Origin of the sequence: Pseudomonas sp. 2hn, from assembly GCF_019646095.1 — a bacterium.
Classification (GTDB): domain Bacteria; phylum Pseudomonadota; class Gammaproteobacteria; order Pseudomonadales; family Pseudomonadaceae; genus Aquipseudomonas; species Aquipseudomonas peradeniyensis.
Genome location: NZ_CP081016.1, coordinates 2,810,214 through 2,835,074, shown reverse-complemented (window position 1 = coordinate 2,835,074; position 24,861 = coordinate 2,810,214). Strand labels below are relative to the sequence as shown.

The window sequence follows — 24,861 nt, the reverse complement described above, 5'->3', positions numbered from 1 at the left end:
GCGACCTTTGCATTAAAGCTGAAATCCAGGGGCCGCTCTGCGGCCCTTTCGCGGCACAAGGCCGCTCCTACAGCCCCACCAGGCCCGCCTGGCGCATGAACGCCAGGTTGTCCTCCAGATGCCAGTCCTCGGCGATCCGGCCATCGGCGATGCGATAGATGTCCATGGCGATGAAGTCGATGGCCTGGCCCTGACCCTGGTGCTCGCCCAGCGTGCCGGTGAAATGGCCGGTAAAGCGCAGCGCCGCGGTGACCCGGTCGCCGGCGACGATCATCTGCAGCACCTCGCAGCGCAGGTCCGGCACCGCCGCGCGGAATGCCCGGGAAGCCTTCAGCGGCCCTTCGACGCCCTGTGGCCGCCCCGGCGGCAGAGTGTTGTCGCGAAAGTCGGCGGCCAGCGCGGCGCGGGCCATGGCCTCGTCGCCGGTGTTCCAGAAGGTGTCGTAGCGGCGGGCGGCGAGGATCTGCTGCTGCGCCTGGGCCGCGGGCAGGCTCTGATCGACCACCAGCGTGACCGGCGTCACCAGCTCGCTGGCGTTGCCCAGATTGGCCGCCGCAGTCAGCAGCAACGTGGAGATCCAGCGGGCGGCACGCAGCGCCGAAGCCTTGGTTTCGGTGTTCATCCTGATTTCCTTCAGTGCGTTTACAAGGGGCATGGCGCGGCCGCGAACCATGGACAACAGCCTAACCAGCCCCGACGAAGCGCTCAAGAAGGCACTTTTCACTCACCAGATTACCTTGGAGTAACCCATGGCCCACTACCGCGAATGCCCGGCCTACGACGTCTTCGCCCCGAACTGCCCGGCACGCCTGGTGCTCGACCGCCTGGCCGACAAATGGGTGCTGCTGCTCATCGACCGCCTCAGCACCGGCGAACGGGTGCGCTTCAACCAGCTACGCCGGGATATCGCCGGTGTCTCGCAGAAGGTGCTGTCGCAGACCCTGAAGAAGCTCGAGCGCGACGGCCTGGTGGAACGCCAGGTACACCCGACCGTGCCGCCCACCGTCGAATACGCCCTGACCGAACTGGGCGCGACACTGGGTGGCACGGTGGAACAACTGGCGCATTGGGCGGAGTCGAACATACCGGCGATTGTTCAGGCTCGGCAACGCTACGATAAGAGGCCGGACCCAGGATCCCCCTACAATGCACTTTCCCTGTAGGAGCGGCCTTGTGTCGCGAAAGGGCTGCAAAGCAGCCCCGGCGATCTTTGCATCAATGCGGAAATCCCGGGGCCGCTATGCGGCCCTTTCCGGCCGGTCCGACGCCTCGGCAAGGCTGCTCCTACAGAGAAGCGCGTAACCTCGACTCACGGCTGCTGATACTGACTCAGGTACTTGTCCAGCATCGCCTTGTCCCCGCCACCTGCCACAACCGCCGCTCGATTCCCTGGACCAACAGGTGGCGCACCTCAGCCTTGGCATCCCCCATCAGTCGATTAGATGGATGGCTCAAAAAGGGGCTTCTTTAGATCTAGGCAAGACGACTTGCGTGTCACCTTCTCTCAGAGATCGGACCGCTATTAAAGGATATGCAGGTTCCCTTATAACAACTTCCATCTCTCTACGATGAGAAGGGTATTCGGGAAGCTGGCCAAAATTAAAGTCTCTCCCCTGTTTAAGGCGCGCCATATTTTCGACATACACACCATACAAACCAGGCGTCTTACCCTTAACATCCCGAATATAAGCACCAACAAATCCAGTCAGATATTTCATCACCGCAAGATAAAAACCCTGACCAAAATCTGGCTCACCACCCAAATTACTCCCGATGAATTTCGGATCCAGGCCCAATTTCAGGCTGGCACCATTCTCTATCGAACTAGCATGAAATCCAATCAAATCCCAGCCCTTTGGTGTATGGCCTTGGGCTGGGCGATCAGTTAGCGAAGGTAATGAGTTGGATCTTGTTCTAGGTACACCTGTCACTTTGTAGGTACCCATAACAGCCTGCCTATACCTATCAAAGTTAAAACTCGTTGACGAGGACCGCTTGGGGGCGTGCCCGCTCGCGTCTGTTAGATTTACCGGGTCTCCCATACAGTAACTATATGCATTCAAACCACCCGAATCGAACGGACTGATGTCATCCGGCGAATTGAAACGCATCAAGTTCACACAGAACATCCTATAACCATTACCCAGCATGTAATTTTTGATCAAGCGATCTACTTTCTCACCATTGAATCCGAGTAACCCATCCCCCTTTTGGCAATGGCCATACACTGTGTAGGTGGAGGCCTGAAGCGAATGGTGCGAATTCATCCTACCGAGTACTGTTTGCGACTTATCCACGCTCAACAAAACCATCCACCCTCCTTTCACACTGTTACCGGACGAAAAATCTTTAACACTACATTCTGCCACCGTTTTCATTACCAAACGCGCCACGTAGTGTCAGCAGCAAACCTGCTCACACTCAACACTAGCGCATCAGTAAATCGTATCGACAACGTCGCCCTACGCCAACCATTACAGACAAGCGTCAAACCTACCACTGACATAATTGCTAGTTGTCATATTTTGCATCTGCGCTACCCAAGCAATTATATTGTCTTGGGGGACGTCGGCGTGCTTTCAGGTTATACAACTGCTTCAGCCTCCTAGACCCTATACGAAATGTATTTGCACTCGCCCATTCTGCGTTGAAGCATGGCCGACAGCACGCACAGCGGCGCCGTGAAATCGCCGGTGTCTAGCAGAAGGTGCTGTCGCAGCCCCTGAAGAAGCTCGAGCGCGACGGCCGGGTGGAACGCCAGGTACACCCGGCCGTGCCGCCCACCGTCGAATACGCCCTGACCGAACTGGGCGCGACACTGGGTGGCACGGTGGAACAACTGGCGCATTGGGCGGAGTCGAACATGCCGGCGATTGAGAAAGCGCGGCGATGCTAGGACGACCGGTAGGATTGGACCTTCGTCCAGAAATGACCATTAGAATCCACACATTTCCTTAAGCCTTATGTTGCAGCTTAGTTGCTCCGCGCTCTCCCTCAAAACAATAGCGCATCTGGCTTCTTACTTTCGCCCCCATCGAACAGCACCAACAACAAGCTAAGCAAATTCCCTATACCTGCCCGTCGGAAGCTTACCTTCAGGGAGCCCGGACGATGGGTAAAACTCTATTCGCTCTTCAACTACAGACGTTATAAATAATGCTTCTTCATTGATCACTTTGTAAGAACCCAACATTTCGCTCCTAGGTGGCTCCGCTACTTTAATCCCAGACTGACTTGCAGTTTGTTGCGGCAACACATTTGCCGAAACTCCAGATGAGGTCATATCCTGGCCAATACCCTTCGAATTATACCTTTCAGACACCGCCGACCTTAGGTGCACTCCCTCGCCCGGTTTACGCCCACGCATAACCTTCGCAGTTTGAATAGTAGAGGGAACTGCGGAAGAAGCAGATAGAATAAGGCCCTTAAAATTAACTGACAATAATACGTGCCCCGCTGGATCACTCTGGCAAACTGGATTACCCTCACAATAGGCATAGGAATTCCCCCCCGACCCCAAAGGGGCTGAGGCTATCTGGAGAGCTGAATCTCATCAATGTCGAATATAGGCCCGATAACCATTACCCAACAGATAGTGGCTACCCATCGCCTCACGAAGCTGTCCGTTGAACCGCGTATCGACTTGCACAATTCGGGTTGTAACGGTCATGACGCACCTCCCTGCGACGTCACTGCACAATCACCTGTGGATCAGCAGACCGCAACTGGCAAATCTGCCAAGTGTCCGTCCTCCCCTTGTGGGGCCTTGTGCCGCGAAACGGCGGCGCAGAAATTTCAGGATCTCAGTGTCGATCAAAGATCGCCGGGGCCGCTGTGCGGCCATTTCCGGCCGGTCCGACGCCTCGGCAAAGCCGCTCCTACAGAGAAGCGCGTAACTGCGACTTACGGCTGCTGATACTGACTCAGGTACTTGTCCAGCACCGCCTTGTCCCCCGCCCCATCCCCCGCCACCTGCCACAACCGCCGCTCGATCCCCTGGGCCAGCAGGTGGCCCACCGCGGCTTCGATGGCCGACAGCACGCACAGCTGCGCCGGCTCGTTGGTGGTGTAGCCCACCTCGGCCTCGAGCAGCTTCTTGAACTCGATGAACTTGAACACCCCGGCGTTCTGCCCGACCGAGTAGATGGTCTTGCTGGTCATCACGTTGGCCAGCACCTGGCCGGTGCGCACATCCACCGCCCGCAGGTTGACCGTGACCTGGTCGACCCGGTACTCGCGGGACAGGCCGATGCCCAGGTAGCGGGCACCCTCGCCGCCGCTGCGCACATTGGTGTCGTAGGCGATGATGCCGCCCTCGAGCATCAGGTTGGCCGCCTGCAGCGGCGGCAGCTCGCCCTGGATGTTTTCAGCGACGTCGGGCTTTTTCTGCGAGGCGCGGATGATCTTGCGCTCGGTCAGCAGGTTCTGCAGGCCCTCGCGCTCCAGCACCACGAACCAGCCGCTGGCGTTGAGCGCGTCCATCAGCATGCTCGCCGCCCCCTGGGTGACGCTGGTGGAAAACGAACTGGCCGGGGTCGGCTTGTATTGCCCGGTCTGGTCGCGGAAGCCGTACACCACCGCCATCAACCGGCCGCGCGGCCGGGGCATGTTGACCAGGTCGTAGTAGGTCGAGGCCCGCGGCGTCAGCGTCGGGGTCTCAGGGTCCTGTTCGGCGGGCATCGGCTCGCGCAGGCCGCAGCCTGGCAGGCTACCCAGGGCGGCGAGGACCAGCAGTGTGCTCAGCAGGCGTTTCATGGCGTTCTCTCCCCAGTAAAGACCCGTCCCTCTCAGGGGTTCAGGCCGCTGACCTCAATGATCGAGACTTCCCCGGTGGCCCGGTCGGTGACCTTGATGCTCAGCGCCCCCGAGTCGTCGATGACGTCGATCAGGAAGGCGTCGGTGGACATGCTGCCGGTGTTGCCGTTGCTGATGTTGTCCAGCAGCTGCCCGAGCAGGCGCGACTCGAGCTGGTTGCTGAAGCGCTCCAGGGCCGAGGTGCCGGCGAACGCCGAGCTGCGGTCCTTGAGGTCGGGATCGTCGTAGTCGTTCTGCGCCTGGGCGTTGTTCAGCAGCCAGGTGCCATTGATCGGGTTGCCGCCGAAGGACGGGTTGACCGGGGTGTACACCAGCTCCGTGGCCAGGGCCTGGCCACCGAGGCCGGCGGCCAGCAGGCAGGCGGCGATGCGTCGCGCAAGGTGGGTGCTCATAGCTCGTCCCTCTCAAGATCAGTTGTGTCCTGCAGCAGTCGTTGCAGCTTGCGCTGGACGATCTGCTGCCTGACCAGGTCGGCGGCCGCGATGGCCTCGTCGTTGAGTTGCGTGGTGTTGGGCGGCAGGAAACGCCGGTACAGCACCTCGCGCTCGTACTCCACCGTCACCAGGCTGCCCCAGCGGGCATCCGGGCGCTCGCGCACCACCAGGTTGAAGTCGAGGCGGCTGGTGGCGCGCAGCCGGTCGCTGAAGGCGTGATAGAAGTCGTGGCCGATGTGCGAGATGGTGTTGTCGACGATAAAACCCATCATCTCGTCCTCGGCACCCGCCCGGGCCTGGCCCTGCAGCAGCGCCAGGCACAGGCACAGGCACAGCAACGTGGCCAGGCGTTTCATAGCGCCTCTCCCGGGCCTGCGTGCTGACGAGCGCCGCCGGCGCTCTCGACAAAGGCCTGCTCGGCGACGAACTGCCAGTCGCTGTAGTGCTCCAGCCCTTCGAATGCGCTCCACTGGGCGTCGAAGCCACTGCGTTTGAGCGGCGTGGCCTCGGAGCGGCTGTACACCCCGGTGATGCGGCCATCGATCGCGCGCAGCAGGCCCCACTCCTCGCCACCGCCGACAGGGTCTGGGTAAAGCCTGCGCAGGTGGCGCTGCGGCGCCGGGAAACGGTTGTCCTCCACCAGCTCGCCCAAGTCCTGCGGGTACTGGGCCAGGCCCGGCGAGGCGCGGTAGTAGCTGCGCAGGGCCTGGGCGTACTGGCCGCCCACCCACAGCAACTGGCGCTCGCGCTCGCGCTGCACGCTGGTGGCCCACAGGGTGCCGGTGGCCGCCAGGGCCACACTGCTGACGGCGATCAGCAGCAGCACGCCCAGGTAGGTGAAGCCGGTTTCACCATTCGGCATAGAGGCTGCCATCACGCGCCCTCCCGCTGGCTCCGCTTTTTATATCCGCCACCCCACCGGCCACGCCCTCGGGCGGTGGCACCAGCTGCCAGGCATCCCGGCGTTCGGTGATCGGGTCGACCGGGGTGTTGCGCAGGTAGCGCTGCTCTACCAGCTGGTCGAGGGAATCGGGGTAGTGCCCGGTGTCGCCGTAGTAGTGATCCAGGGCCTCGCGCAGCACCGCCAGGCTCTGGCGCAGGGTGGCCTCGCGGGAGGCCTCCAGGCTGTTGAAGTAGCGCGGCATGGCGATGGTCATCAGGGTGGCGATGATCGCCATCACCACCAGCAGCTCGATGAGGGTGAAGCCCTTGCTCGCTTTCATCGCCGTCACCATTGCCCGTAGGGGACGTTGTTGAGGCCCTTGCCGGCGGCCGTGGAATAGACATCGAACACGTCCTCGCCCTCGCGCGGGCTTTCGGCCGCGCTGTCGTAGGCGCGCAGGCCCCAACCACCCTGGTCGTCGGCCTTGGCGGCGCGCAGCGGGTCGTGGGGGATGCGCCGCAGGAAGTAGAACTTCGCGCCCTTGGCGCTGCGCACATCGCGCACGCCGTCCACCAGCACCTGCAGGTTCGGCGGATAGCCGCTGCCGTTCAGGCGCTTCTCGATGTAGCCGGCGTCGAAGGCGCGCTTGTAGGCATCGATGGCGTCACGGATCTGGTACAGGGCCTCGCGCAGCTGCTGCTCCTTGCCCCGGCGCACCACGGTCTCGGTCAGTGGCGCGGCCATGCTGGCGAGCAGCCCGAGCAGCGCCAGGGTCAGCACCACCTCGATCAGGCTGAAGCCCTGCTGGCGGCGTGTCATGGCCGTGGCCTCGGGCCGGCCGGCACCACCGCCATCTGCCCTTCCACCAACGGCGCCTCCTGCGACTTGCTGCCCGGCACCTCGGTGGGCACGGCGCTGGCCGGCACCGGCTGGGCCAGCTGGCGCACCTGCAGGGCCGACTCGGTGCCGGTGGCGAACTCCATGTCCGACGGGCTCTGGTACGGCAGGTTGCGCACGATGCGCGGGGTGATCGCCAGCACCAGTTCGGACTTGCTCATGTCGTCCTTGTTGCTGCCGAACAGCCGGCCCAGGCCGGGAATGTCGCCCAGCCCCGGGATCTTGTTGCCGCTGGCGTTGTGGTCGTTGCGCACCAGCCCGGCCAGCACCTGGGTCTCGCCGTCGTGCAGGCGCAGGCTGGTCTGGGCGTTGCGGGTGTCGACCTGGACCGGGATGGTGCCCTGGCGGGTCGCCTCCAGGGGCGTGGCGTTGCTCACTTCCAGGGCCACCTTGATCGCCACTTCGTTGTTCAGGTGCACGGTGGGCTGCACTTCGAGCTTGAGGCCGACGTCCAGGTAGGTGACGCTCTCGGTGATCACCGGCCCTTGGGTCGAGGGCACCGAGGTCGCGCTGATGATCGGCACCCGCTGGCCGATGTGGATGCGCGCCTGCTCGCGGTTGCTGACCCGGATCACGGGGCTTGCCAGGGTGTTGATGTCCTTGTCCTGGGCGTTGATCTTGGCCTGTGGCGCCGGCGAGATGCTGATGCGGCTGGAGTCGATGCCGCGCAGCTGGTCGAGCACGCTGACCGACTTGCCGTCGCTGGTCAGCACGCCGAAGGTGTTGGGCCACTGCAGGCCGAGGTCGAGGATGCGCGAGGTGGCCACCTCCATAACCTCCACCTCCAGCACCACCTCGGGGTTGGACTGGTCCTGGGACTGCAGCAGCTTCTCGGCCATGCGCACGGCGTCGGGGGTGTCGCGCATAGTCAGGGTGTTGAGGCGCTCGTCGACGAACACGTCACGGGTCTTGAGCATGGTCTTGACCATGTTCAGCGCGGTGTTGGCGTCGATGCTGGTCAGGTAGAAGGTGCGCATGACCAGTTCCTGGTAGTCCTTGGTCTTCTGCGGCGAGTCCGGGTAGATCAGCAGGGTGTTGTCGTTGACGATCTTCTGGCGCAGCTGGTTCTGCTCCAGCAGCAGCGCCACGGCGTCCTCGATGCGCACCTCGCGCACGAAGATGGTGGCCTTCATGTCCGGGCGCAGGTCCTTGTCGAAGATGAAGTTGATCCCGGCGACCTGGGCCAGCACCTCGAAGATGGTCTTCAGGTCGGCATCACGAAACTCCAGGGTCACCGGCCGCTCCAGCTTGCTGCGCAATTGTGGGTACGGCGTGGCGGTGCGCGCCTGGACGTTCTCGATGTCGCTGCGCAGGGTCTGGCCCTTCTGGTTCTGCGGATCCAGGCGCAACACCTCGCGCATGTAGCGTTCGGCGCCGAACAGGTCGCCCTGGCGCAACGCCGCCTGGCCGAGGGCGACGCGATCATCGAGGGTGCGGATCAGTTCCAGCTGGCGGATGCCTTCCAGGGCGCGGCGGTTGTTCGCCTCGATGGTCAGCACCCGGCCGTAGCCCATGCGCGCGCCGGCGAAGTCGTGGCGCACGCGGTCGCTGTCGGCCTGGGTCAGCAGCGCCTCGACCGCGGCCTGGCGGCCGTGGGCCAGGGCGATGTTCAGTTCGGTGTCGCGCGGGTCCTCGCGCAGGGCCTCTTCCAGGCGGGCGATCCCGGCCTCGTACTGGCCTTCCTTGATCAGCTCCTGGCTGTCCTTGCGCGCGGCGCTCGAACCGCATCCGCCGATGGCCACGCACAGGGCCAGGAGCATGAACGGCGCAGGCTTGCACAACTTCGACGATTTCATGGTGCGCTCCCGACAGACAGGGTCTGTGGCTGGTGCAGTGGCAGGTAGACCAGGCTCAGCTCGGTGGCCGAGACATGGTCCAGACGGTAGGTGTCATCGATCACGTCGCCCTGGCGCACGACGTAGAGCTTGTCGCCGCTCTGCAGGAAGATCTGCAGGTCGTCGCGCTCGCCCATGCGACCGATGAAGCGAAACGGCAGCGTCGGGGCGGTGGGCGCGGCGGCCACCGGGGCGGTGATCACGGGTTGTTCGCTGACGGTGGCCAGGGCCTGGGGTGGGGACCATTGCTGGCTGGGGAACAGGTCGCGTGAAGGGCTGGAAGCCTCATCGCGGGGCAAGCCCGCTCCTACTGGGACCGTGGATGCTGCGTGGGAGCGGGCTTGCCCCGCGATCGGGCCTGCCTCTTCTTCCTCCACCCCGAACCAGTGCCCCGGCGCCCACGCCAGCGCGGCGCTCAACCCCAGGAACCCGGTCCACATCACCGCACGCTGAGTGTTCATCACGACCTCGACAGGTAAAGGGTCATGCGCACACGACCGGTCAGTTCCCGGTCACCGATCCGCTTGCGCTGCAGCTCCAGGTCTTCCAGCACCAGGGTCGGCAACTGGCCGAGCAGCGCCTTGAGAAAGCCGCGGATCTGCGGGTAGCTGCCGCGCACCGGCAGGACGATCTGGTAGCGCGCCAGCTGGGTCTTGGGGTCCACCCCCAGGGCGTATTCGCCGCGTGACAGGCTGATGCGCTCGGCGCTGGCCAGGTGGTACAGGCGCTCGATCAGCTCGCTGGCCTGGGGCTGGCCGGGCAGCTGCTGGCGCAGTTCGTCCAGGGCCTGCTGCTCGGGCCGGACCTGGACCTTCAGTTCGCCGCGCGCCAGGCGCTGCACCTGGGCACTGGCGTCGGCCTCGCTGGCGCGCAGTTCGCGCACCACCTGCCACTGCGGCAGCACCCCGGCCAGGGCGACGGCCAGCGCCAGGGCACCGACCAGCACTGCGGCCAGCCCTGCCCGGCCCAGGCGCCGCAGCGCTTCATGGACGATCAGGCTAGGGACGCGCATGGCCGGTCTCCCAGGTGGCGGTGAGGTTGAAGCGCACCGGATGCTCGGCCTGGCCGGCCAGCACTTCATGGTTTAGCAGCGACACGTCGGACAGCTCGCTGCTGCGCTCCAGGCGCTGGTGGTACTGCAGCATCGCCTCGAGGTTGCGCGCCTCGGCGCTGATGCGGACCTGGCCCTTGCGCGCGTCCGGGGTGAGGCTGAGCAGCGCCACGTCTTCCTGGGGCATCGCCTCGAGCATGGCGAACAGTTGCTGCCAGGGCCGCTGCAGCTGCTGCGAGACGCTGCGCATCTGGGCCAGGCGCTCGGCCTGCTCGCGGATCACCGCGCTGCTCTGCACGGCGGCAGTGGCCGGGCGCCGGCCGAGCTTGAGTTCGAGCTGATGCACGCGGCCTTCGAGGTCCACCTGCTCGCTCACCAGTTGCTGCTGGGCCAGCACCAGCACCGCCAGCACGGCACCACCCAAGGCCAGCAGCGACCAGGCCAGGGGGCTGCTGTGGCGGGGCTGGAATTCCAGGTCGAGGCGGCGCATGTCAGGCCACCGCCCGCCACATGGCGCACAGCGGATCGGCCTCGGCGCTCGCCGCGCACAGCTGCACCGCCGCCAGCTGCGAGGCGGCGGTACGTCCCGGCGCATGCAGGTACACCCGCGGCAGTTGCTCGCCGTACAGCTCGCAGGTGCGCTCGATCAGCGCCTGCAGGGCCTGGTCGCTGTCGGCGCAGCCCTGGGCCAGCACCTGCTGCCAGGCGCCGCCGGCGGCCAGCAGCAGCACGCTGCGGCGTGGCTCGGCGAGCACGAAGAGGAAGTCGCCCTGGGTCAGTTGCGCCGAGCAGCGGTTGTAGGCGGCCATCAGGTACGGCTGCACCGAGCGCAGGCTCAGTCGGCTTTCCCGGCCCAGGGCCTGCAGGCCCTGGAGCAGCGCCTCGGGCAGCGCGGTGGCGATGCGCGCGGCGCCCGCCGGCTCCGGCGACAGCACGATGCGCCAGTCATCCAGGGTCTGCCCGTAGAGATGCTCGAAGCAGGCCCGGGCGTAGCTGTCCAGTTCGCCCGGGGTGCCGATGGCGTCGCTCCAGGGCACCAGGCAGAAGCGGCTGTAGCGGGCCGAGAGCAGCACCCGCAGTTGCGCGCCGCGTGCCGGGTGCTCGCCGAGTAGGCCGGCCAGGGCCTCCAGGGCCGGGGCCCAGGCCGGCTGAGCGGCTTCGCAGTTGAAGGCGCGGCTGCCCAGCCACTGGTGTTGATGACCGTGCCAGCGACCCAGGCCGACACCCTCGGCGCCGAGCACGGCGCAATACCGATCAGGCGATAAATGTGACACGGTTGATCTCCTCGAGTGTGGTGCGGCCGTCGCGAACCAGGTCCAGGGCCGAGGCGCGCAGCAGGCGCAGGCCGCGCTGGCAGGCAAGCTGCTTGATCTGCGCGAGCGGGCGGCGTTCGACGATCATCTGCCGCAGGTCGTCGTCCAGGTGCAGCAGTTCGGCAATGGCGTTGCGCCCGCGGTAGCCACTGCCACGGCACTGGCCGCAACCCTGGGCGCGCACGAAGCGCCAGCCGGCCACCGCGTCACGGGCCAGGCCCGAGGCGGCCAGCAGTTCGTCGTCAGGCTCGCAGGGCACCGCGCAATGCGGGCAGGCCAGGCGCACCAGACGCTGGGCCAGCACGGCGTTGAGCGCCGAGACGAAGCTGTAGGGGTCGACCTGCATCTGGCTGAAGCGGCCGATCACGTCGAACACGTTGTTGGCGTGGATGGTGGTGAACACCAGGTGCCCGGTCAGCGCCGACTGCACGGCGATCTGCGCGGTGTCCGGGTCACGGATCTCGCCGACCAGGATCTTGTCCGGGTCGTGGCGCAGGATCGAACGCAGGCCGCGGGCGAAGGTCAGGCCCTTCTTCTCGTTGACCGGGATCTGCAGCACGCCGGGCAGCTGGTACTCGACCGGATCCTCGATGGTGATGATCTTGTCGACGCCGTGGTTGATCTCGCTGAGCATGGCGTACAGCGTGGTGGTCTTGCCGCTGCCGGTGGGCCCGGTGACCAGGATCATGCCGTAGGGCTCGCTGGCCAGGCGGCGCAGGGCGCGCAGGGTGTGCTCTTCGAAACCCAGCGCCTGCAGCTGCACGCCGCTGACCTGGTCGGACAGGTCCTGCTTGTCCAGCACCCGCAGCACCGCATCCTCACCGAAGATGCTCGGCATGATCGAGACGCGAAAGTCGATCTGCCGCTCGCCGATGGCCACCTTGAAGCGCCCGTCCTGGGGCACGCGCTTCTCGCCGATGTCCAGTTCGGCCATGACCTTGATGCGCGAGATCACCTGTTCGGCGAAGGCGCTGCCGCTGGCCTTGCCGGCGCCGTTGAGCACACCATCGATGCGGTACTTGATGGTCAGGCCCTGGCCGGTCATGCCCAGGTGGATGTCGCTGGCGTGCAGCTTGAGGGCGTCGTACAGGGTCGAGTTGACCAGCTTGACCACCCGGCTCTGGTCTTCGCTGATGCTGGTCAGCGACAGACGCTGCAATGGGTCGACCTCGCCGCCGGCCTCACTGTCGTGGCCGAGGGCATCGACGGCGTGGAAGCTCTCTTCGTGGCGGGCCAGGAACGCGGCCAGGTCGGCGGCGTGAACCAGGTACAGCGGCGCGCCCTGCAGGCAGTCGTCGATCCAGGCCAGTCGGGCACTGTCGAAGGGGTCGGCGAACACGCCGACCCGCTCGCCATCGTGCTCGACCAGGGCAAATTCGCGCTTCAGGCATTGCGCCAGGCTGACTTGGTCGAAGGCCGGGGTGCAGGCGAACAGGGTCTGGGTGGCGAGGGCCGGGTAATGCAGGGTGGCGGCCAGGCGCTGGGTGAAGGTGGCGGGCGTGTCGCTGCAGAGGCGCTCCAGGCAGGCCAGCAGGCGCTCTTCGCCGGCTTGCTGGCGGGCCTGGGTCAGGAGATCGCGGGGGTAGCCAGCAATCGCGGGGCAAGCCCGCTCCCACGAGTCCGTAGCCAGTTGCGTGGGAGCGGGCTTGCCCCGCGATTGCTCCAGTGGATCTGCATCGAATGCCTGGGACATGGCCTGCGACTCCGCTCAGGGGCGGCGCCGCAGGCTGGGGGGACCTTGGGCGCCGCTATTCCCCGGTGAGCAGTTGTCCGTCGTCAGGTTCGCCTGGCTTGGCGCCGATGCGTCGGCGGTCGGCCAGGACCCAGCTGCCATCGTACAACTGCAAGGGGAACGACTCGTTCCTGTTCTGGCGTCGTTCGACGAACCCCGCGGCCGGCTGGTCGGTGCTCCTGCGCTGGCGCTCGATACCCATCAGGTCGAAGACGGCGCGGGCCAGTTCCATCAGCGGGAACGGCTTGAACAGGACATGGGTCACACCCAGCTCGGCGGCGCGCTCACGGACCTCGGCGGTCGGGTGGGCGGTGATCAGCACGAAATGACACGACCTGTTCCTGCGCACGGTCTCCAGGACCTGAAACCCCTCCATGTCGGGCAAGCGGTAATCCAGCACGATCACGTCCGGTGCCAGGCTCTCGGCCTGATCGATGCCGCTGGCACCGTCATGGGCGAGATGGACCTCCAGGCCTTGCGCCTGCAGATACGCTTGCAGGTTCTGCGCAAGGGTCTGTTCGTCATCGACTACCAATACTCTGTTCACCAAGGTCCACTCCCATGAACTGCCCGGTTTCCCGGTCTGCGAAGTGCGGCCTTGTAGAGGCTTGAGCAGGCTTCGTGCCAGGCATGAAAAGTCATTGCGCACCGCTTCCAAGTCATTGATATCGTTGTTGCTTTCAATCCACTTCAGGCCGTGCTGGCAAGCCGTCCCCCACAACCGGGGAAGCTGATGGCACTTTGCCTTTGGGGCATTCCCCAACAGTGGGGAAACGCCCCGGCGCCGCTTCAATCGGCGCGCTCCACTGTAGCGGAATCACGCAAACGTTGGCGCACTGCTTGCCGCGCCTGGGCCTGCAATTGCGCGACGAGCGCAGCCCTGGCCAGGCGCAGGCCGTATTCAGGTAAGACAGAAGTATTATCACTTTGGTTCTGCATCCCTTGCAGTCTTTGCCGATTGGCCTGATGGAAGGCCGCGACCTCGGCTTCGCTGGGCTCGGCCACCGCCGTCAGACGGGCGTAGACTTGCTGGGCGGCCATCTCCTGACGAGTGTAGTCAGCGAAGCTGCGCCGATCGAAGCCCGCCTCCCCAAGGCGGCGCTCGAACACCGCGGGGCTTCCGAAGGCCGCCTCCACCTCGCCGACCCGCGCCGTCAACTGCGCCTCGCTGATCTCGACACCCTGGCGCTGGGCCTCCTGCCACAGCAGTTCCTTGTCGATCAGCTCGTCCAGGGCCTGCTCGCGCAGGCGCTGGTACAGGTTGGGGTTGCGGATGCTCGCCACCGCCCGCCCCTGGGCCTGGAGGTATTCGCTGAAATAGCGCTCCAGGCGCAGCGCGCCGATGTCCACGCCATTGACCCGAGCCACCGGTGTGTCGGCGTGGCTTGCCAGGGCAAGCAGCGACAGCAGGCAGGCAATCAGTACGCGCATGGTCATCCACTCCTGAAAGGGTCATGGTGAGTCCGGTACCGGACGATACGGCGCCACCTCGACATAGCCCGGGCCCGGCAGGCTCACCGCCACCACATGGGCGCCGGCCATGCCCTGTCGACGTCCGGGGCCGAAGCCCAGCAGCGGCGTCAGGCCGGTGTCGACGTCATGCAGCTGTTCCAGGGCGCCGAGCAACTGTTCACGACTGGCGTCGCGCCCCACCTGTTTCAAGGCTTCGACCAGCAACTGCCAGGCGCACAGCGTGCTCACCTGCAGCGACGCCTGGCGCGGTTCCAGCCCCTGGCGCTGCTGCACGCCGGCCAGGGTCGCCCGGCCCCGCGCGGTCCAGTCGCCGGGCACGAACGGATAGGCCAGCAGTACGCGTCGCGACCAGGCCGGTGCCAGCCCCGGCACGGCACCGGCTACCTGGCTCGACACGGCCAGCAGGTAGGGGTTGCGGCCGGCGGCCTGCAGGCTGGCGGCCAGCTCGGCAAACGCCTGGGCGCGCCCCAGGAAGACGATGCCCTCGCCTGCCAGCGCCTGGCCGGTGAACGCTTGCGCGGAGACGCCGGTAAAGCCCAACTGGCGCAAGCGCTGCTGTACGACCTGCGCCGCCGCGGCCTGGTCGTCACCGGCATAGATCACCTGCACGGCATCGGGTGCCAGGCCAAGGCTGTCGCGGGCATGCAGGGCCACGCTGAGCAATTGCTCGGGCACGCCCGGCAAAGGGTCGAACACCTGGGCGCTGCTGCCACTGCGTGGCGTGGCGCCGATCAGCGGCAGGCCCGCCTGTTCCAGCTGGCGACTGTCGAGCAGCGGTGCCACGGGCGCAATCAGGGCGAAAACCCGCTCTCTGTGTATCAGCTTGTCCAGCGCCTGTGCGGTACTGGCCGGATCCGGTCCCGGGTCCATCACCATCAGCTGCAAGCGACGGCCATGGATGCCCCCCGTCTGGTTCAGCTGGGCGATGCCATCCTCCAGCACCGCCCTCACCGTCCGCCCGGCCTCGGCCAGCGGGCCCTGTTCGGGGAGCAAGGTGCCGAGGCGCAGGGTGCCCTCCTCCACGCCTGGATCGCGGTCCTCGCCCAGGCGCTTGAGGTAGGCCGCCAGGTTGCGCTGGTCGGCCAGGCTCAGTTCGAAGCGCGGCATGGCCGGGTCCAGTCGATTGCCGGCGGGGTCGATGCCGCTGCGCACGACCCGCGCCAGGCTGGCTTCGGTATAGGCCGGGTAGCGTCGGTTGTTGACCTCGCGATCGCCAGGGCCGAGGGCCAGGCGCTGCCAGTCCAGGCTTGGCGGGCGCACGCCGCCCTCGCTGCGACCGCGCCCGTCGTTGCCGTGGCAACTGGCGCAAGGCAGCACGCTGGCCGGCACGCTCATGTCAGCGGGGCCGACCCGGGCCAGCAACTGGGCGTCGCTGCTGGAAACGCCTTCGCGGTAGAGGCGTTTGCCGGCTTGTTCGTGGTCGGTGAGGTCCAGGCCCAGAGCTGGGGTGCATAGCAGCCACAGTACCAGCCACAGTGCCCCTGTAGGAGCGGCCTTGTGCCGCGATCGGGCGCGCAGCGGCCGCCATGACAGGCGATGGGGTATATCAGGCATATCGGCGTCGCCTGATTTACGGCCGCTTGGCGCCCGATCGCGGCACAAGGCCGCTCCTACAGGGGTCGGCAAGTACATGGTAGTCACCGCCCCGCCAGCGGCTGGGCCAGCAGTTGCATGCGCTGGGCAATTGCCGCCGGTGGCGCGTCCGGACGGATCTTGCTCCAGCGCTTGCCTGCCACGTCGCCGGCGATCAACTGCGTCGAATGCTGCTCGGGGCTGGGCAGGAACTGCCCCAGGCGCCCGAGCACCAGGTCGACGCTGGCCTTGTCGCCGGTCAGGAACAGCCAGTTCGGCCCGTCCACCCCTTGCTTGCGGGCAAACGCCTTGAGCACCTCGGGCGTGTCGTTCAGCGGATCGCTGCTCACCGAGACGAAGGTCACCTGCCCCGCAAGCTCGGCGCCCATGGCCTCGCGCACCTCGCGCAACTTGCGGGTGATCAGCGGGCAGGCGTCGTTGCAGTGGGTGAAGATGACATTGAGCATCACCACCTTGTCCTTGAGCACATCGCTGTAGAAACGCAGCTCGCGGCCGTCCTGGTCCGTGAGCACGGTGTCGGTGAACCAGGTCTGGGCATCACGGGTACCGCCGCCGCTGACCATGGGCTGCGGCGCGGGTTGCGGCGCCGGCGCGTGGCCCTCGTGGGCGAACGCGACCGAGGCGAGGATCCACAGGCAGCCGCCGAGCACCAGCCAGTCGAGACTGCGCATGCCGGCATGGCGGGAAGTCTGCGCGCTCATGGCCGCACCTCCTGGCCGGCGATGGCCGTGCTCTTGGCGTGCACCCGGCGCGCACTCAGGCGGTTGATCTCGCCGATCAGCACGTTGGGGTCGGTGAAACCGTAGTAGCGCGTCCAATGCCCGCTGCGCCCGTCACCGACCAGGATCAGCGGCGGGTGCTCGCTGAGGTTGGCGCTGAAGCTGCCCAGCCCCTTGAGCGTCTCGCTTATGGCATAGGGCGAGCCGGTCAGCCAGCTCCACCCCGGCCCGTGCTGGAACGCCCGGGCATAGCCGGCCAGGCGTTTCGAGTCGTCGCGCTGCGGGTCGACGCTGATCGACACCAGGCGAATCTCCTCGCCCACCCGCCCGCCCAGCTGCTGCTGGACCTTGCTCATGATCGACGAGACCACCGGGCACACCGTGGTGCAGCTGGTGTAGATGAAGCCCATGACCACCAGGTGATCCCCCACCAGGTCCTGCTCCAGGCGCACCGGCATGCCGTCCTGGTCCAGCAGCGCCACATCGGCGAAGCGCACGCTGGCCTTCTCCTGGCGCGCGGCCGGTGGTGGCTCGGGCTGGCCGCCGTGATCGTGGCCGGCGTGGGCCAGGGCCAGGTTGCTGGCCAGCAGCAGGCTCAGGCCCAGCAGTTTTCCGCCATGCAGACGCGTCATCGCACACTCCTGGCTTCCCCTTGGGAAGTGCTGGGCTTTGCTGCGCTCGGCAGGACGCGCAGGCTGGTGTAGTTGTCTTCGGTGAAGGCGCGCCCGAGGCTGGGCGACTGCACGTGCAGGTACCAGGCGCCGGCCTCGGCCAGCTCCAGCGGTGCCTGGTAGAGCCCGTCGCCCACCTCGACCAGCGCCACGTCGCGCGGCAGCGACGAAGGCGCCAGGAAGTAGCGCAGGCTCAGGTCTTCAAGCCCATGGCGCGGCTTGCCGTCCTCGCCGAGGATGCGTACCTGGGCCATGTAGTGCGCGTGTTGCAGCAATGGCCGCGCGGTGCCGATGAACTCGGCGTGGGCCCGCTTGCGCAGGCTCGACTGCGGCAGCGCCGCGACCTCGGTGCTGAAGCAATGGATGATCTGCGGCTGGTTGAGCAGGAACGCCACGTCGAAGGTGCCGGCCGCCGGCAGCTTGACCGTCGAGCCGTACACCCCCGGCGCGACCTCGCGCAGACTGCGGTCGATGACCAGCGCGGCGCGCGCCTGGTGACCGCGGTTGTTGTAGCCCGACATCGGCGCGTTCATGCCCTCGGCGTAGAAGTAGGTGGTGTTGTCCACCGGATTGACCACGAACACCGAGTTGTCGTCGCGGGAAATGCTCACCCCCTGGGCCAGCGGCAGGTCGCCGGCCTGGCGCGGCGCCGCCGGACCGGCCTCGAAGCCCTGGACGATCGGCGTGCGCCCCTGCCCGAGGCTTGCCAGGTTGATCATGCTCACCTTCGGCGAAGCCAGGCCGCGCACGTAGGCGTAGGCCTTGGTAAAGGTCAGCTGGTAGGGCTCGGCGGCCACCGGGATGCGGTGGATCAGCTGGTCGGTACTGGCGTCGATCACCAGCGCCTGGTTCTCCAGGGTGTTAAGCACCACGCCGTAGCGGCCATCGTGGCTGAAGCGCATCGGCCCCAGGCCCTGCTCGGCCTTGACCGTGTGGCGCAGGCTATGGCTGCGCGCATCGATCACCCGTACCGTGCCCTCCTGGCCATCGACCACGTACACCGCCTGCGACAAGGGCGAGTAGGCCACCGACAGCGGATGCGGGCCGACTTCGAGGGTTTTCACCAAGCGCATCTGGGCGGTGTCGATGACGCTCAGGGTGCCGCCGTCGCGGTTACTGACGAAGGCGAAGCGCGAATCGGCACTGAAGGCGATCTCGTGGTGGCCGGAGCCGGTGACGAACGACTTGAGCATGGTCCGGCTGGGCACGTCGATCACCGTCACCCCGCCCTTGGCCGGGTCCTGGCTGTTGTTGCCCACCCACAGCAGGCGCTGGTCGGGTTGCAGCGCCACCCGCAGCGGCTGCTCGCCGGCCTCCACGGTAGCCACGCGGGTGAAGGTCTCGGTGTCGATCAGCGCCACCTGGTTGCGTTCGGGCATGGACACGAACACCTGTTTGTCATCGCCCGTGGCCACCCAGTCCATGGGCCGACCCGGCAAGTCGATGCGCGCCAGGGTGCTGGTGACCCCGCCCACCGACACGGTCGGGTCGATCACGGTGAGGCTCGCGTCCTTGTTCAGCACCAGCAGGAAGTAACTGTTCAGGTCGAGCAAAGGGCGAGCGCCGATGCTGCTCTTGAGGAACAACGCCACCCGCGCCTTGCAGCTGCTGTCGCGGTCGCCGACCGGCGCCGATTGCGCAGGGTCGAGCCAGGCGCCGGGGGCCATGCCCGACAGCGGCTGGCCGCTTGACTGGTCGCTGACCTTGAAGCGGATGTTGGCAAAGTCGCCCTCGCGCAGTTCACCGCCGCCGAGGGGGCGCGCCTCGAACTCCACGGTGACGCCGTCGCGGCTGAGCGTGTGCAAGGCCTGGGGATCGGCGGCCTCCTGCAGCAGTTCGCGGGGGTCGCACCAGAGCTTTTCGTAGGCCACGCCGAGGCCGATCAGCGCGGTGCCCAGCAACAGGCCCAGGTAGGCTGGGCGCAGCTTGCGGTTCATGCCCGCGCTCCGCTGACGGGGATGGGCGCGCACGGAGCAGCGCCTTCGAGCGGGATGACCATGCTGCACCTCCACGGGGCTCAAGGGTTCTGTGGAGGGTGGAAGCAAGCGTTATGCCATCAATAAAATTGTTTTGAATCAGAGTGTTGGAGAAACAAGTGGAGGGTATTGGGGAGGCTGCCCCAAAGACGGGGGCGCTTTACGCCCCTTTTCAATGTTTTTGCGTTTTTTGGACTATGGCCGCTCCAATTCAAGATTGCCGGGGCTGCTTTGCAGCCCTTTCGCGGCACAAGGCCGCTCCTACAAGAGACCGCGTGCCCCTGTAGGAGCGGCCTTGTGCCGCGAAAGGGTCGCAAAGCGACCCCGGCGATTCCTAGCCGGTTGAGGCTTAATGCGCCATGCCCAGTTCGGCATCGTCCATCAACGCCTTGGCCAAGGCGCTGAGATAGTGAGCGGCCCAGACCATGCGTGGGTCGCTCTCCATCACCCCGACCAAGGTCAGGTGGCGCACGCAGTCCATCAGTTCCGAGGACTGTTCGCGAGCGTGCTGGCAGGGAATGCCGGGCTCGATGCAGAACAGGGGCTGGGTGTTGTTTTCACCTTGGTAAAAACGGGTCTTGCCAGCGGTGGTATGGGGGTCTTCTGGCGTCATGGGGATCTCCTTGAAAAGGGCTTTGCCTGGGCCGGCCTTATCGCGGGGCAAGCCCGCTCCCACGCTATGAACTCAGCGTTGAATTCAACATGGACTCAAAACGTGGGAGCGGGCTTGCCCCGCGATGAGGGCCGCCAGGCAACTCACACTCAGTGCAGGGTCGGCGCCTGCGTGGTCATCTGTAACTGCGCCAACGCCGAATCCAGCAGCGTGCGCACCGCCTCCATCTCATGCAGCGCAGCCAGTACCAGCATCGAGCCGGGAGACCGGGAGATGAGCGCGACGGATTGTTGGGTGACGGCCAGGGCGCAGAGCACGTGTTCGGTGGTCTGGACCAGGGTGTCTTCAAGGAAAGTGGGTGGGTCGGGGACGATCTTGAGCATAAACAGTTCCTGGTGTGGGCAACCATCCACGCTGCTGTCAAACAGATGGTGGCAGCTGTACGTAGGTTGACAGACCGGAGGAACTGAAAAGACCGGCGCACGCGAACGTGCCCTACGCACAGCCACCCTTGCAGGTGAAACCATGTGCTTTCAGTTCATCACAGCCTGTCAAAGCTGCGTCGCTGATGTACAGCGACCCGGCGAGACTAGATGCCCTTGAGATGAAAAAAAAGCGGGCGGAGTATGTTTGGGAAATGGACTACAAGGAAGCGGTTAAGTCTGATGTTTCAGGATGGGAGTGACCGCGTCAGGGCGGCGCTCGATCTCATAAACGCTGCAGAACCATCGCCTGACACCTGGCAGTCAACATGCGATCAGCCCCTTTCAAGAACCATCAAGGCAATATGCCATCTCGCACATCCGCCCTAGATCGCCCCACGTCCCCCGGCGCTATAGTCGGCCCATCGCCCTATCGCCAGTCCCCCTTCCTGGCGGTGGTGCGCCGTACCGAGAACAATGCCAAGGAAGCAACGCGATGATCCCCATGTCCTTCCCCTTCAAGTCCCTGTTCCTGCTCGCCGGCCTCGCTGCCCTGGCCGGTTGCCAGACCGCCAGCCCCAGCGCCGACACCCTCAAGCAGCGTACCGAGGTCACCCTCGGCGTACCGGTAAGCAAGGTCAGCAACCTGCGCAGCGACTCCAACACCACCTACTTCACAGCCAGCACCTCCAAGGGCCAGTTCGACTGCCAGGTGCCCAGCGGCGGCCTGGTCGCCGTGGCCGGCATGGGCATCTACACCCCTTCCCCCACCTGCTGGAAGGAAGGCCAGGCCCCCGTCTTCCAGTGACACCCTCAAGCGCCGGCCTGAACCGCCGGCGCCGCTGCCGTCTCGCGCAGGGCGCGCAACGCCGCACGCAACTCGGCAGGCCGCACCGGCTTGGCCAGCACCGCAATGCCCCGCGCCTGCAAGGCGCCCTGCAGCCTGTCGATGTCGTGACCGGTCATGATCAGCGCCGGCACATCGGCGCCGCGCTGCGCGCGCAACTGGTCGATGCAGTCGATGCCAGTAGCCTGCGGCCCCAGGTCGTAGTCGGCGACGATCACATCGCAGTCACTGACCAGGCCATGGGGCGAACTTTCGGCCTGGACCTCGCATCCCCAGCGTTGCAGCAGGGCACTGGTGGCCTGCAGAACGTTGTGGTCATCCTCCACCAGGCAAACCCGCAGACCGGTAAGCAGACCCGCCTGCAAGGCTTGGTCGACAGGGGTTCGCGGCACCTGGGCGGGAGCATTGGCCAGCCCTTGCAGGATCACGCTGGTGCCATGCCCCAGGCGCGAACGCAGGCTGACCTCCAGGCCCATCAACCGCCCCAGGCGCTTGACGATGGCCAGGCCCAGGCCGACCCCCTCGACATCCTTGTCGCGCGCCTCGCGCACCCGGTAGAACTCCTCGAACACCCGGCCCTGGTGCTCCTCGGCAATCCCCCGACCCTGGTCGCAGACGACGATGGCCAGGCCCTGCCCGCGAGGCCGCACGCCGATCAGCAGCGGGCGTCCGGCGGCATACTTGAAGCTGTTGGACAGCACATTCTGCACCATGGTCGCCAGCATGCCCGGGTCGGCGCGGATCCAGTGACGGCTGGGCACCAGGCGCATCTCCACCCCGGCCCAGCGCGCCGCCTCGCTGTTCTGGCGCAGCAGCTCGCGCAGGAAACCGTCCACGGCGAAGGTCTCCCATTTCGGCTGCACCCGGCCGTTGTCCAGGGTGTACAGGTCGAGGATCGAGCGGAACAGCTGCGAGACGTTGAGCAGCGAGCGATCGATGCTGTCCACCAGGCGCCGCTCCTCCTCGCCCAGGCGTGCCTCGCGCAGGCAGGCGGTGAACAGGCCGATGGAGTGGATCGGCTGGCGCAGGTCGTGGCTGGCCTGGGCCAGGAAGCGGGATTTCTCGCGGGTCGCGGCCTCGGCCAGGGCCGTGGCCTTGCGCGTGCGCTCCAGCAGCAGGTGGGCGTAGAACGGGATCAGGGTGCTGGTGGTCAGCAGCATCGGCAGCAGGAACGGCTGCTCCTGCCAGTAGGGCGTCAGCCGCCACACCACCAGCAACGCGCCCAGGGCCAGCACTGTGGCGATGGCCAGGTAGCGCGAACCGAAGCGCATGCCGTTGCCCAGGTTGATCCACACCATCACCGCGTACAGCGGCAATGCGGTCTCGCCGCCGACCACCAGGCCGAAACAGGTACCAGTGTAGTCGCCGAGCATGCCGAAGATCCGCCGCGCCGGGTAATGCCCGGGCCAGCGCTTGATGGCCTGGCGCATGCCGATCGACACCACCACGAAACCGGCATAGTAGAGCAGTACCGGCAGGTAGGTGGCCGGCGAGCGCCCCGGCAGGAAGCCCAGCAACGCCACGTAGCTGATCGCGCAGGAGGCGACGATGATGCGCAGGTTGGCTTGGTCCAATTCGTTGTTCTTCTCGAACCTCATGGGGTAACGTCCTTGTGCGCCAGTCGGCGTTTGCGGCAATCATCATGGGAAAATGCCGCACCTGACTGCTAAATTAGCATGTGTCGGACGACAGGGAGTTCCTCGACGTGAGTTGCCGCATCATCGTGGCGGACGACCATCCGCTGTTCAGGGAAGCCATGGTCAACACCGTGCGACGCATCCTGCCCGACGCCCGGCTGGAGGAAGCCGGCAGCCTGGCCGAGGTGTTGCGCCTGGCCACCTTGGGCGCGACGCCCGACACCCTGATCCTCGACCTGCGCTTTCCCGGCCTTACCTGCATCGGCCGCCTCGCCGAGCTGCGCCGGCAGTTGCCGCGCACCACACTGATCGTGGTGTCGATGGTCGACGATCCGCAGGTGATCTGCGAAGTCATGGCCGCCGGCGTCGATGGCTTTATCGGCAAGAGTGTCAGCCCTGCGGAGATCGGCGCGGCCATCCTCGCCATCCGCGCCGGCGAGGTGGTGGTCAACTACCTGCCCAGTGGCCTGCTGCCGCAATTGGGAACACCCAGCGAGCTGGAACAACTCACCCATCGCCAGCAGGACGTGCTGCGCCTGATCGCCCAGGGCAAGACCAACAAGGAGATCGCACGGGCGCTGGATATCTCGCCGTTCACGGTACGTATTCATGTGTCTTCGCTGCTCAAGACCCTCAATGTGCCGACCCGCACGGCGGCGGCGGTGAAGTATTCCGGGAACTGAGGGACCGCTTGTCGCCAAGGATCGGATGAAATAGACCTTCCCATGCCGCTGCACGATCCCAATTCACGAGGAGCGGATTATTCCGCCTCACGCGTTGAACGAGGATGCCGACATGAACGAGAAACATTGGATGGGTGGTGGTGACGTGCAGAGCGATTGGCCGGAACTGGAGCCTGACCGACGCAATGACCAAGCCGACGACCCGGATACCGATCCCAACCTGAACGAGGAAGAGAATCGCCCCGGTGTACCGGCCAGTGATCCGGAATCCGGGGCTTGAAGAATGCCCGCTCCCAAAGGGCCGATACCTTACCGAAGGAGCGGGTCAGACCCGCCAGTGCACATCCGTGATGCCATGCCGCTCGGCCATCGGCCGGCTGACCTTCTTGATCTTTTCCCGCCCAAACTTCGGGATGATCCCCAACCCCGCGTCGCAACTGGCCCAGTGCCAGGCCTCGGCGTTGTCCATGTGCTCCTGGCGGATGATGAACCGCCGCGGCTCTCCGTGCAGCCGATATTCAATGGTAAATAGCTGGGGACTTGGCATTGCCGCTGGCCCTCCTCTTCTCCATGGATGACTCTCTGACTGATCGCGGTGCTCCATGAAAATTCAAAAAAATTGTCCGACACTGTGAAGGAAGGGCCAGCCTGTTACGAACCGCTGCCGCCCCCATGGCTGTTGCGACCGCCCTTGCGGCCCGCCTCGGAGGCGCGAGCCCGGTCATTGGCGAAGTTACCGCCTGAATTGCGGCCGCCCTTCTGACCTGCACGGGATGCCCGCTCGCGATCATTGGCGAAGTTGCCGGGATTGGTTTGCTTGGTGCCGCCGCGCCGGTCGGTCTGGTCTGGGTCACGAGCCATGACGTGTCTCCTTCTACGTATTGGTTGGACGTGGCAGACAGTGCCACCGTGCAACAGTTATGAGTTGTCGCGATTCGCGACAACTCACTCGTTCTCGTAATGCTCTGACCAACGGCGATCAGCGTGCGAGGTGCGTGCGCTCAGCAACAGACAGATCGTTTGCACTTATTCGCTTCGCCTGCGGTCACATCACTGAATACATTCATCGAATAACGGAGTCGCCATGCCCTTGACCCGCGCCTGCCAACAGCTCGCCCTTGAGCCGAATCGCCGGCTGTTCACCAGTGCCTGCCAACTCGACCATGCTGCCTTTGCGCTGATCGAGGACAACCGCTCGTCGCCAAAGTGACCAGCAGCTTATAATCTGCGCCCAGTGCCCGGCGATTCGCTCAGGGCCATTTCCCGC

At 65.5% G+C, this 24,861-nt stretch carries 31 protein-coding genes and 2 pseudogenes; 6 read left to right on the top strand and 27 right to left on the bottom strand.

The annotated features are described in order from the left end of the window. Positions 1–67 precede the first annotated feature (67 nt). Positions 68–622, bottom strand: a complete 555-nt coding sequence (locus K2O50_RS12765) for an ester cyclase (RefSeq protein ID WP_050705641.1) — start codon at positions 620–622, stop codon at positions 68–70. Between the two features lie 127 nt (positions 623–749). Here K2O50_RS12765 and K2O50_RS12760 point away from each other — a divergent pair, with 127 nt between their 5' ends. Next, positions 750–1,163 (top strand): helix-turn-helix domain-containing protein, encoded by a 414-nt coding sequence (locus K2O50_RS12760; RefSeq protein WP_050705640.1) that lies wholly within the window; start codon positions 750–752, stop codon positions 1,161–1,163. A 146-nt stretch (positions 1,164–1,309) separates the two neighbouring features. Here K2O50_RS12760 and K2O50_RS26910 read toward each other — a convergent pair. Then, positions 1,310–1,419, bottom strand: a pseudogene (locus tag K2O50_RS26910) (curli production assembly/transport protein CsgG); the annotation flags it as partial. A 32-nt stretch (positions 1,420–1,451) separates the two neighbouring features. Then, the gene (locus tag K2O50_RS12755) at positions 1,452–2,378 is read right to left on the bottom strand and encodes an RHS repeat-associated core domain-containing protein (protein WP_082337736.1); all 927 of its coding nucleotides are present in this window, start codon (positions 2,376–2,378) and stop codon (positions 1,452–1,454) included. Between the two features lie 329 nt (positions 2,379–2,707). Between K2O50_RS12755 and K2O50_RS12750 the strand changes: the two genes are divergently transcribed. Continuing rightward, on the top strand, positions 2,708–2,896 hold the full coding sequence (locus tag K2O50_RS12750; protein ID WP_256205988.1) for a helix-turn-helix domain-containing protein: 189 nt from the start codon (positions 2,708–2,710) through the stop codon (positions 2,894–2,896). A 549-nt stretch (positions 2,897–3,445) separates the two neighbouring features. Here the strand turns inward: K2O50_RS12750 and K2O50_RS26650 are convergent. From K2O50_RS26650 to K2O50_RS12650, 21 genes and pseudogenes are all read right to left on the bottom strand, one after another. Beyond that, a pseudogene (locus K2O50_RS26650) lies at positions 3,446–3,631 on the bottom strand (RHS repeat-associated core domain-containing protein); the annotation flags it as partial. A 272-nt stretch (positions 3,632–3,903) separates the two neighbouring features. Next, a complete protein-coding gene (locus K2O50_RS12745) occupies positions 3,904–4,755 on the bottom strand; it encodes a CsgG/HfaB family protein (protein ID WP_186735546.1) in 852 nt (283 codons plus the stop codon). Positions 4,756–4,787: 32 nt separating this feature from the next. Continuing rightward, positions 4,788–5,207, bottom strand: a complete 420-nt coding sequence (locus K2O50_RS12740) for a curli assembly protein CsgF (RefSeq protein ID WP_050705917.1) — start codon at positions 5,205–5,207, stop codon at positions 4,788–4,790. After that, entirely contained in the window at positions 5,204–5,605 is a 402-nt protein-coding gene (gene csgE / locus K2O50_RS12735; protein WP_050705918.1) for a curli production assembly/transport protein CsgE, read from the bottom strand. The genes K2O50_RS12740 and csgE overlap by 4 nt, the downstream gene beginning before the upstream one ends. Continuing rightward, positions 5,602–6,123: a type II secretion system protein gene (locus tag K2O50_RS12730; RefSeq protein WP_050705919.1), complete on the bottom strand. Its 522-nt coding sequence runs from the start codon at positions 6,121–6,123 to the stop codon at positions 5,602–5,604. Before K2O50_RS12730 ends, csgE begins: the two co-directional genes overlap by 4 nt. After that, positions 6,098–6,472, bottom strand: a complete 375-nt coding sequence (locus tag K2O50_RS12725) for a type II secretion system protein (RefSeq protein ID WP_050705920.1) — start codon at positions 6,470–6,472, stop codon at positions 6,098–6,100. The genes K2O50_RS12730 and K2O50_RS12725 overlap by 26 nt, the downstream gene beginning before the upstream one ends. A gap of 5 nt (positions 6,473–6,477) precedes the next feature. Then, complete coding sequence (locus K2O50_RS12720) at positions 6,478–6,951, bottom strand: type II secretion system protein (protein ID WP_050705921.1); 474 nt, start codon at positions 6,949–6,951, stop codon at positions 6,478–6,480. Continuing rightward, a complete protein-coding gene (locus tag K2O50_RS12715) occupies positions 6,948–8,825 on the bottom strand; it encodes a secretin N-terminal domain-containing protein (protein ID WP_050705922.1) in 1,878 nt (625 codons plus the stop codon). Before K2O50_RS12715 ends, K2O50_RS12720 begins: the two co-directional genes overlap by 4 nt. After that, complete coding sequence (locus K2O50_RS12710) at positions 8,822–9,325, bottom strand: hypothetical protein (protein ID WP_050705923.1); 504 nt, start codon at positions 9,323–9,325, stop codon at positions 8,822–8,824. Before K2O50_RS12710 ends, K2O50_RS12715 begins: the two co-directional genes overlap by 4 nt. Next, positions 9,325–9,876 carry a type 4a pilus biogenesis protein PilO gene (pilO, locus tag K2O50_RS12705; protein WP_050705924.1) on the bottom strand — a complete coding sequence of 184 codons (552 nt, stop codon included), beginning with the start codon at positions 9,874–9,876 and terminating at the stop codon, positions 9,325–9,327. Before pilO ends, K2O50_RS12710 begins: the two co-directional genes overlap by 1 nt. After that, on the bottom strand, positions 9,863–10,405 hold the full coding sequence (locus K2O50_RS12700) for a PilN domain-containing protein (protein ID WP_050705925.1): 543 nt from the start codon (positions 10,403–10,405) through the stop codon (positions 9,863–9,865). Before K2O50_RS12700 ends, pilO begins: the two co-directional genes overlap by 14 nt. Before the next feature lies 1 nt (position 10,406). Then, on the bottom strand, positions 10,407–11,189 hold the full coding sequence (locus tag K2O50_RS12695; protein ID WP_050705926.1) for a hypothetical protein: 783 nt from the start codon (positions 11,187–11,189) through the stop codon (positions 10,407–10,409). Further along, complete coding sequence (locus tag K2O50_RS12690; protein ID WP_050705927.1) at positions 11,170–12,921, bottom strand: GspE/PulE family protein; 1,752 nt, start codon at positions 12,919–12,921, stop codon at positions 11,170–11,172. Before K2O50_RS12690 ends, K2O50_RS12695 begins: the two co-directional genes overlap by 20 nt. A gap of 55 nt (positions 12,922–12,976) precedes the next feature. Continuing rightward, positions 12,977–13,510, bottom strand: a complete 534-nt coding sequence (locus K2O50_RS12685) for a response regulator (protein WP_050705928.1) — start codon at positions 13,508–13,510, stop codon at positions 12,977–12,979. Positions 13,511–13,749: 239 nt separating this feature from the next. After that, positions 13,750–14,391 carry a SurA N-terminal domain-containing protein gene (locus K2O50_RS12680; RefSeq protein ID WP_050705930.1) on the bottom strand — a complete coding sequence of 214 codons (642 nt, stop codon included), beginning with the start codon at positions 14,389–14,391 and terminating at the stop codon, positions 13,750–13,752. Between the two features lie 21 nt (positions 14,392–14,412). Then, positions 14,413–15,987, bottom strand: a complete 1,575-nt coding sequence (locus K2O50_RS12675) for an ABC transporter substrate-binding protein (RefSeq protein WP_082337761.1) — start codon at positions 15,985–15,987, stop codon at positions 14,413–14,415. An 83-nt stretch (positions 15,988–16,070) separates the two neighbouring features. Further along, the gene (locus K2O50_RS12670) at positions 16,071–16,727 is read right to left on the bottom strand and encodes an SCO family protein (RefSeq protein ID WP_050705929.1); all 657 of its coding nucleotides are present in this window, start codon (positions 16,725–16,727) and stop codon (positions 16,071–16,073) included. After that, a complete protein-coding gene (locus K2O50_RS12665; protein WP_186714338.1) occupies positions 16,724–17,377 on the bottom strand; it encodes an SCO family protein in 654 nt (217 codons plus the stop codon). Before K2O50_RS12665 ends, K2O50_RS12670 begins: the two co-directional genes overlap by 4 nt. Continuing rightward, on the bottom strand, positions 17,374–19,353 hold the full coding sequence (locus K2O50_RS12660; protein WP_050705700.1) for a cytochrome D1 domain-containing protein: 1,980 nt from the start codon (positions 19,351–19,353) through the stop codon (positions 17,374–17,376). Before K2O50_RS12660 ends, K2O50_RS12665 begins: the two co-directional genes overlap by 4 nt. Positions 19,354–19,741: 388 nt before the next feature. Next, positions 19,742–20,005 carry a DUF3077 domain-containing protein gene (locus K2O50_RS12655; protein ID WP_050705699.1) on the bottom strand — a complete coding sequence of 88 codons (264 nt, stop codon included), beginning with the start codon at positions 20,003–20,005 and terminating at the stop codon, positions 19,742–19,744. A gap of 149 nt (positions 20,006–20,154) precedes the next feature. Further along, positions 20,155–20,388 carry a hypothetical protein gene (locus K2O50_RS12650; protein ID WP_050705698.1) on the bottom strand — a complete coding sequence of 78 codons (234 nt, stop codon included), beginning with the start codon at positions 20,386–20,388 and terminating at the stop codon, positions 20,155–20,157. Between the two features lie 535 nt (positions 20,389–20,923). On the opposite strand from K2O50_RS12650, the gene K2O50_RS12645 reads away from it, so the two are divergent. Next, positions 20,924–21,235 (top strand): hypothetical protein, encoded by a 312-nt coding sequence (locus tag K2O50_RS12645; RefSeq protein ID WP_050705697.1) that lies wholly within the window; start codon positions 20,924–20,926, stop codon positions 21,233–21,235. Positions 21,236–21,240: 5 nt separating this feature from the next. On the opposite strand, the gene K2O50_RS12640 is transcribed toward K2O50_RS12645, so the two are convergent. Then, a complete protein-coding gene (locus K2O50_RS12640) occupies positions 21,241–22,872 on the bottom strand; it encodes a hybrid sensor histidine kinase/response regulator (protein WP_050705696.1) in 1,632 nt (543 codons plus the stop codon). 107 nt (positions 22,873–22,979) lie between these two features. On the opposite strand from K2O50_RS12640, the gene K2O50_RS12635 reads away from it, so the two are divergent. Both K2O50_RS12635 and K2O50_RS12630 read left to right on the top strand, forming a co-directional pair. Next, positions 22,980–23,594, top strand: a complete 615-nt coding sequence (locus tag K2O50_RS12635) for a response regulator transcription factor (protein WP_050705695.1) — start codon at positions 22,980–22,982, stop codon at positions 23,592–23,594. A gap of 112 nt (positions 23,595–23,706) precedes the next feature. Beyond that, entirely contained in the window at positions 23,707–23,874 is a 168-nt protein-coding gene (locus tag K2O50_RS12630) for a hypothetical protein (protein WP_156329634.1), read from the top strand. A gap of 45 nt (positions 23,875–23,919) precedes the next feature. On the opposite strand, the gene K2O50_RS12625 is transcribed toward K2O50_RS12630, so the two are convergent. Together K2O50_RS12625 and K2O50_RS12620 are read right to left on the bottom strand one after the other, a co-directional pair. Next, the gene (locus tag K2O50_RS12625; protein WP_050705694.1) at positions 23,920–24,141 is read right to left on the bottom strand and encodes a DUF6555 family protein; all 222 of its coding nucleotides are present in this window, start codon (positions 24,139–24,141) and stop codon (positions 23,920–23,922) included. A gap of 104 nt (positions 24,142–24,245) precedes the next feature. Beyond that, a complete protein-coding gene (locus K2O50_RS12620) occupies positions 24,246–24,455 on the bottom strand; it encodes a general stress protein (protein ID WP_050705693.1) in 210 nt (69 codons plus the stop codon). 223 nt (positions 24,456–24,678) lie between these two features. Between K2O50_RS12620 and K2O50_RS26645 the strand changes: the two genes are divergently transcribed. Further along, positions 24,679–24,804, top strand: a complete 126-nt coding sequence (locus K2O50_RS26645; protein WP_256205992.1) for a hypothetical protein — start codon at positions 24,679–24,681, stop codon at positions 24,802–24,804. Positions 24,805–24,861: the final 57 nt, after the last annotated feature.